The organism is Amycolatopsis sp. SID8362 (assembly GCF_010550475.1).
In the GTDB taxonomy this organism is placed as follows: Bacteria; Actinomycetota; Actinomycetes; order Mycobacteriales; family Pseudonocardiaceae; genus Amycolatopsis; species Amycolatopsis eburnea.
Window position 1 is genome coordinate 1 of sequence record NZ_JAAGNB010000649.1, and the last position, 4,076, is coordinate 4,076.

Genomic DNA, 4,076 nt, shown 5'->3' on the forward strand with positions numbered 1-4,076 from the left:
CCGCGGCCCAGCGCGGCGTGCGCGGCGCCGCCGAGGGCGGCCACCACGCCGTCGGCGTCGTAGGAGGTGCGGCGGAAGGCTTCGCGCAGCCGCGCGCAGACGTCGTCGGACAGGTCGGGCAGTACGCTTCGCGTGCTCACGGTGGGTAATGCTGCCACGATGGCCCCCGTGACCCTTGAACACGTCCTCGCCCCGCTCGACGCGGCGCTGCCCGAGCTCGAAGCGCTGTACATCGACCTGCACCGCCACCCGGAGCTCTCGTTCGCCGAGACCCGGACGGCGGCCGAGCTGGCCCGGCGGCTGGAGCGCGACGGCTACGAGGTGCACACCGGCATCGCCGGCACCGGCGTGCTGGGCGTGCTGCGCAACGGCGAGGGACCCACGGTGCAGCTGCGGGCCGACATCGACGCGCTGCCGGTCGAGGAGAAGACCGGGCTGTCCTACGCCAGCACCGCCCGCGGCACCGACGAGCACGGCAAGGACGTCCCGGTCATGCACGCGTGCGGGCACGACATGCACGCGACCTGGCTCTCCGGCGCCGCCGCGCTGCTGGCGAAGGGGCGAGACACGTGGTCGGGCACGCTGCTGGTGGTGTTCCAGCCCGGCGAGGAGAGCGCGGGCGGCGCGTCGGCGATGGTGCGTGACGGCCTGTTCGACGTCGCCGGGAAGCCGGACGTCGTGTTCGGCCAGCACCTGGTGCCCGGCCCGGCGGGCTGGGTGCTCACCCGGCCCGGCGTGATCATGGCCGCGACCGACACGCTGCGCATCACCCTGCACGGCCGCGGCGGGCACGGCTCGCGCCCGGAGACCACCGTCGACCCGGCGGTACTGGCCGCGTCCGTGGTGCTCAAGCTGCAGACGATCGTGTCCCGGGAGATCGCCGCCACCGACTCCGCGGTGGTCACGGTCGGCTCGCTGCACGTGGGCACCGCGAGCAACGTGATCGCCGACGACGCCGTCCTGGAGGTCAACGTCCGGTCCTTCGACCAGGCCGTCCGCGAGCGGGTGCTGGCCGCGGTCGAGCGGATCGTCAACGGCGAGGCGGCCACGGCCGGGGCGCCGAAGCCGCCGGAGATCGTCCGGTCCGGCTCGTACCCGATCACCGAGAACGACGAGGCCGCCAACGACGCCCTCACCGAGGCCTTCCGCGCCCGTTTCGGCGCCGACGTCGTCCTGCCCGCCCCGCTGGTCACCGGCAGCGAGGACTTCAGCGAGTTCGGCCGGGCGGCCGGCGCGCCCTCGGTGTTCTGGCTGGTCGGCGGCTTCGACCCGGAGACGGTGATCACGGCGATGACCGAGGGCCGGTTCGAGCGCGACGTCCCGTCCAACCACTCGCCGCGCTTCGCCCCGGTGCTGCACCCGACCCTGCGCACCGGCATCGAGACCCTCGTCGTCGCCGCGCTGAGCCGGTTGTCCCACCCAGGTGTCGGATGACCGGGGCAAGTGGGACGATGGAGGCGGAGGTGGTGCAGTGACCACGCCCGCCAGCGGCCCCGACCCGGTGCTGATCACCGGGGCGGCACGGTCGTACGAAGAACAGCTCGCGACGCGCAAGCGCAAGTACGTGATCATGATGGCGTGCCGGATCCCGTGCCTGATCCTCGCCGGGCTGACCTACCACACGTGGTGGCTGGCGCTGGGGTTCCTCGCCATCTCGGTCCCGCTGCCGTGGATCGCGGTGCTCATCGCCAACGACCGCCCGCCCCGCAAGGCCGAGAAGGTCAGCCGGTACGAGCGCGAGGCGAAGGCGATCGAAGGCACGAGCCACCGCGTCATCGACGGCTGAAGGCCCCATCCCTCCGACGAAAGCCGCGCTCCGGGCCGCCAGAGCCGCATCTTTCGGCGAGAAAGATGCGGCTTCAGGCCGGTTGAGGTCCGACCTTGCCGACGGCGAGGGCGCCCAGCCGGGTGCCGTGGCGTAGGACGTCCACAGTGGACTCGCCGGCGAGCCAGCCGGTGAGCACGCCCGCGTCGAACGCGTCGCCCGCGCCGGTGGAGTCGACGCACTCCGCCTCGACCGCCGGGACGCTCGTCACGCCGTCGTGGTTCACCCAGCTGGCGCCGTCCAGCCCGGCGGTCACGACCACCGCGCCGACCGCGCCGAGCAGCTCCTTCGCCGACACCGGGTCCGCCGAACCGGTCAGCGCGACCAGCTCCTCGGTGTTCGGCATCAGCAGGTCGACGCCGCGGACGTCGTCGAGGAACGCCGCCGGGTCGGTGATGTGCGCGGCCGCCTGCGGGTCGACCGACGTCGTCAGGCCCGCTTCGCGAGCCGCCGCCAGCGCGGCGAGCCCGGCGGCCCGCGATGGCGGGTCGAGCAGCACGTACCCGGACAGGTGCAGGTGGCTCGCCCCGGCCAGGGCCTCGGGGGTGACGTCTTCGGGGGCGAAGCGCTGGTTCGCGCCGCGGTCGGCCAGCATGCTCCGCTGCCCCGAGCCGTCGACCATCACCACGACGCAGCACGTCGGCGCCTCGTCGTCGACGGCGAACGCGCACCGCACGCCCGCCGCCTCCAGCTCCGCGCGGATCAGCCGGCCGCCCGGGTCGTTCCCGATCCGCGCGAGCAGCGTCGTCTCCGCGCCGAGGTGCCGCAGCCACAACGCCGTGTTGGCGCCCGAGCCGCCGCCGGTGAAGCGGATCTTCGCGCGCGCGTCGCCGCCGTGCGGCAACGGCTTGTCGTGCCGGGCGATCACGTCGAGGGCCGCGTCGCCGACCACCACGATCCCGGTCATGCCAGCGCCACCGCGACTTCGGCGGCCAGCTTCGCGTTGTTGAGCACGAGCGCTTCGTTCGCGTCGATGCTCACGCCGTCGCTGGCGGTGTGGAAGTGCTCCAGCAGCACCGGCGTGACGTCGGCGCCGTGCACGCCCCGCTCGTTGACCAACGCGAGGCCTTCGGCGAGTAGCCGGTCGTGCAGCGCCTTGTCCATTTCGGACGCTTCGGGGATCGGGTTCGCCAGCAGGACACCGGAATCCGCGTACGCGCGGTGCGCGGCGACCACGGCGGCGGCCTGCTTTGCGTCGTCGACCCGCCAGCCGACGGCGTGCCCGGACGAGCGCAGGTAGAACGCCGGGAAGTCGTCGGTGCGGTAGCCCAGCACCGGCACGGAGTTCGTCTCCAGCACCTCGAGGGTGGCCGGGATGTCGAGCACCGACTTCACGCCGGAGCAGACGACCACGGTCGGCACCTTCGCCAGCACGCCGAGGTCCGCCGAGACGTCCCACGACTGCGCGGCGCCGACGTGCACGCCGCCGAGCCCGCCGGTGGCGAACATCCCGATGCCCGCGGCGGCGGCCAGCGCCGACGTGCTCGCCACGGTCGTCGCGCCCGAGCGGCCGAGGCCGACAGCGGGGCCGAGGTCGCGCAGCGACAGCTTGTCCAGCCCGGCGTCCGGCGCGCAGACCCGCTCCAGCTCGGCGGGGGAGAGGCCGACGACGACCCGGCCGTCGAGCACCGCGATCGTGGCCGGGACGGCCCCGCCGTCGCGCACCACGCGCTCGAGGCGGCGGGCGACGTCGAGGTTGCGGCCCGGGGGCAGGCCGTGGGACAGGATGGTGCTCTCCAGCGCGACGACGGGGTGCCCGTCACGCAGCGCCGAGGCGATCTCTTCGTGCAGGTGGAGTGGGGTGGTCACGAGGGACCATCATCGGTGATCGGTCCGCCCGCCGCGCCAGTGGGTCAGCTCGGCCGTGAGGTTCTTTTCCGCCGCGGTCGCCCAGCGTGCCCGCGCGGCTTCGCTGCGGTACAGCTCGCGCGCGAGCATCCCTTCCAGCACCGCGGCGCGGCCTTCGCGCCAGACGTCGTCGGGGTACTTCGCGTACTCCTGGCGCACGCCTTCCGCGTAGGCCGCGTACCGGTCCGGCGGCGCGCCGAGGACGGCCAGGTCGGCGTCGAGCAGGGCGGTCGCGAGGTGGTCGCCGGGCGGCGCGTCGTGCGTGATCGTGGCGAGGATCAGGCCTTCGACCCGCGCGACGTGCGCTTCGGCGACGCCGTCGAGCGCTTCGCGGGCCCAGGCCGCGCTGGCGCGTTCGTCTTCGCCGGGCTTCGCGTCGTACACGACGTCGTGCGCCCAGGCG

Annotated in this window: 5 protein-coding genes; 2 read left to right on the forward strand and 3 right to left on the reverse strand. The window is 74.0% G+C overall.

Annotation, left to right across the window (positions count from 1 at the left end; translation table 11 throughout):
• The first annotated feature begins 168 nt into the window (after window positions 1–168).
• Together G3I65_RS20125 and G3I65_RS20130 are read left to right on the forward strand one after the other, a co-directional pair.
• The gene (locus G3I65_RS20125) at window positions 169–1,434 is read left to right on the forward strand and encodes an amidohydrolase (protein ID WP_160697479.1); all 1,266 of its coding nucleotides are present in this window, start codon (window positions 169–171) and stop codon (window positions 1,432–1,434) included.
• Between the two features lie 37 nt (window positions 1,435–1,471).
• A complete protein-coding gene (locus G3I65_RS20130; protein WP_160697480.1) occupies window positions 1,472–1,786 on the forward strand; it encodes a DUF3099 domain-containing protein in 315 nt (104 codons plus the stop codon).
• Between the two features lie 73 nt (window positions 1,787–1,859).
• Here G3I65_RS20130 and G3I65_RS20135 read toward each other — a convergent pair whose 3' ends face one another.
• The 3 genes from G3I65_RS20135 to G3I65_RS20145 form a co-directional block, all read right to left on the reverse strand.
• Window positions 1,860–2,732: a carbohydrate kinase family protein gene (locus G3I65_RS20135; protein WP_163046722.1), complete on the reverse strand. Its 873-nt coding sequence runs from the start codon at window positions 2,730–2,732 to the stop codon at window positions 1,860–1,862.
• A complete protein-coding gene (locus tag G3I65_RS20140; protein WP_160697481.1) occupies window positions 2,729–3,634 on the reverse strand; it encodes a pseudouridine-5'-phosphate glycosidase in 906 nt (301 codons plus the stop codon). Before G3I65_RS20140 ends, G3I65_RS20135 begins: the two co-directional genes overlap by 4 nt.
• 9 nt (window positions 3,635–3,643) lie before the next feature.
• The coding region (locus G3I65_RS20145; protein ID WP_160697482.1) for a hypothetical protein at window positions 3,644–4,076 on the reverse strand (433 nt) is incomplete at its 5' end.

Excerpts from the sequence above, each read along its gene's own strand:
- G3I65_RS20135 (WP_163046722.1), bottom strand. The coding sequence starts at position 2,732 with ATGACCGGGATCGTGGTGGTCGGCGACGCGGCCCTCGACGTGATCGCC.